We start from the raw sequence: 2,703 nt of genomic DNA, 5'->3' as shown, positions 1-2,703 counted from the left end.
TCTGATGTCTGGCGAGTATGTACCACACGGCGAAATCACCGGTATCGAGCTGACTCAGCGTGCGCTTAGCTCGCAGGTCGGAAGCTGGGGCTCGGTCTTTATTGCTGTTGCGATCTTTTTCTTTGCTTTCACCTCGTTGGTTGCTAACTACTCCTATGCTGAAACCAACCTGATCTTCCTCGAGCATAACCATAAAGCGGGCCTGACGGTATTTAGGATTGTGGTACTGGGGATGGTGATGTTTGGTGCCGTGGCAGATCTTCCGACCGTGTGGGCGATGGCCGATGTCTCGATGGGGATGATGGCGATCATCAACCTGATTGCCATAGTGCTGTTGTCGGGCACCGTGGTGAAGCTGGCCCGGGATTACAACAAGCAGCTGTCGCTGGGGAAAGTGCCGACGTTCGATAGCAACGACTATCCGGAGCTGCATGCCCAGTTGGAAGAAGGGATTTGGGATCAGTCTGACAAGCGTTGATTGGTCCTGCCTATCAGAAAAATAACCACAGCCACGCGACTATCGCGTGGTTTTTTTTTGCATCAGTGTTAATCTTTCGTGCAGTTAGCCTTAATGGGAATAAAGCCTTATGTTAATTGTGGTTTCTCCAGCAAAAACACTTGATTACGAATCGCCTCTGGCAACACAGACCTACACCCAGCCAGAGCTGACCGAGCACGCAGCAGAGCTTATCGAGGTGTGTCGGGAACTGACACCGATGGACATTGCCAGTCTGATGAAGGTCAGTGACAAAATCGCCGGGTTGAATGCGGCTCGTTTTGCTGAGTGGCAGCCGGAGTTTACGACCGAGAATGCGCGTCAGGCTATCCTGGCGTTCAAAGGCGACGTCTATACCGGACTGGCAGCAGAAAACCTGACTGAAGAAGGCTTTACCTATGCCCAGCAGCACCTTCGCATGCTATCAGGTTTGTATGGGGTGCTGCGCCCGCTGGATTTGATGCAGCCGTATCGCCTGGAAATGGGGACCAAGCTGGCCAACCCTCGTGGTACCAACTTGTATCAGTTCTGGGGCGATATCATTACCGATAAGCTCAATGCAGCACTGGCTGAGCAGGGCGACAAAATACTGGTTAACCTGGCCTCGAATGAGTATTTTAAATCGGTAAAACCAAAGAAGCTGGATGCCCAGTTGATCACCCCAGTATTCAAGGACTGTAAGAATGGCAATTACAAGGTGATCAGTTTCTATGCCAAGAAAGCCCGCGGAATGATGGCTCGTTATATCATTGATAATAAGATCAGCTCGGTGGAAGACCTGAAGCAGTTTGATGTAGCGGGGTATTATTTTGTGCCGGCGGAATCGACAGACAAAGAGCTAGTCTTCAAGCGCGAGGAGCAGTAGCGAGTAGCCTCGATGACTCGCCTGATAAAGCAAAGGCAGGGAATTTCCTGCCTTTTTTGTATCTATCTGGCTTATTTGCTGTCTGGCTTTGCCGCTTTCTTTTTCTTCTTGGCCACTTTCTTCTGTTTGGCAGCCTTGAGCTTCTTGTCGACTTTGACCTTTTTCTTCTTCACCGTTTTCGCTTTTTTGCTAACAGGGCGTAATCCGCTGATAAATCGCTCCGGCACTTCTTCTTTCATGTAACGGCCGACACGCTCGATCATTGGCTGATCGTGTGCTTCGATAAGCGAAATGGCATTGCCTTTCTTGCCTGCGCGGGCTGTACGGCCGATACGGTGCAAATAGACGTCGGCGGTGCGAGGCATGTCGAAGTTGATCACATGGCTGACATCCGGCAGGTCAATACCACGGGCAGCAACGTCGGTTGCCAGCAGGACGTTGACTTCGCCGTCGCGGAAACGGGCAATGGCATTGTTGCGCGCGGCCTGTGCCATCTCGCCCTGGATCCAGCAGCACTTAATGTTCATTGCGGACAGCTGATCACGCAATACAGCCAGGCGCTCACGGGTTTTGATGAACACGATACTGCGCTCTGCCTGCTCGTTGAGGATATGTTCCAGCAGGGCCAGCTTGTGAGGCATATCATCACAGCGCAGGTAGAGCTGGTGAATTTTCTTGCGCTCGCGGCGCGACGGCTCAGCGTTGACCTCCTCAGGATCGGTCAGGATCGTGGTCGAGAACTCGCGTACGCCCTTGCCTTCCAGTGTGGCCGAGAATAACAGGCTCTGGCGACGCCAGCGGCATTCATTGTTGATGCGCTCGACGACTTTGCCGAAGCCCATATCCAGCATTCGGTCAGCTTCGTCCAGGATCAGGCATTCAATCGCCCGGCAATCAAAGCGTTCGGCCTCGATGTATTCCATCAGGCGCCCCGGTGTGGCGACCACGATGTCCTGAGTTTTGCCTAGCAGCTCCGCATGCTCGTCGTAGGAGATACCGCCGGTGATGGTGAAGATTTTCTGGTTGGTATATTTCGCCAGGGCACGGGCCTGATCGGCTACCTGGATCGCCAGCTCTCGGGTCGGGGTTAGTACCAGCACACGGGCAGGTCCCGGCTTTTTGCGCGGGAAGTCCTGAAGATGCTGAAGCATAGGCAGAAGAAAGGCGGCAGTTTTTCCGGTACCGGTCGGAGCGGAAGCAAGAACGTCTCTACCGTCCAGGGCATGAGGGATGGCCTGGGCTTGAACTACGGTCGGACGGTTATAGCCGATTTCTTCAATCGCTGTTAATAGCTCGCTATCTAACTCTAATTCGGTAAAGTCTCTCACCAGTCATCTCTCCT

The 2,703-nt window shown here is 53.0% G+C and carries 3 protein-coding genes; 2 read left to right on the top strand and 1 reads right to left on the bottom strand.

Translation table 11 applies throughout. The features are described from left to right. Positions 1 to 478: alanine:cation symporter family protein (locus MHN01_RS23735; RefSeq protein ID WP_239413821.1), on the top strand; the 478-nt coding region annotated here is incomplete at its 5' end. Between the two features lie 109 nt (positions 479 to 587). Then, positions 588 to 1,361: a peroxide stress protein YaaA gene (yaaA, locus tag MHN01_RS23730; RefSeq protein ID WP_239413819.1), complete on the top strand. Its 774-nt coding sequence runs from the start codon at positions 588 to 590 to the stop codon at positions 1,359 to 1,361. Between the two features lie 71 nt (positions 1,362 to 1,432). Here yaaA and srmB read toward each other — a convergent pair whose 3' ends face one another. After that, complete coding sequence (gene srmB / locus MHN01_RS23725) at positions 1,433 to 2,689, bottom strand: ATP-dependent RNA helicase SrmB (RefSeq protein WP_239413817.1); 1,257 nt, start codon at positions 2,687 to 2,689, stop codon at positions 1,433 to 1,435. Between the last annotated feature and the right edge of the window lie 14 nt (positions 2,690 to 2,703).

Origin of the sequence: Photobacterium sp. OFAV2-7 (genome assembly GCF_022347985.1) — a bacterium.
Classification (GTDB): domain Bacteria; phylum Pseudomonadota; class Gammaproteobacteria; order Enterobacterales; family Vibrionaceae; genus Photobacterium.
The sequence above is the reverse complement of the archived record's forward strand: the minus strand, read 5'-3'. Positions and strand labels throughout refer to the sequence as shown.

What these genes read in the sequence shown, in the direction of transcription:
- yaaA (WP_239413819.1), top strand. Translation starts at nt 588, where the DNA reads ATGTTAATTGTGGTTTCTCCAGCAAAAACACTTGATTACGAATCGCCT.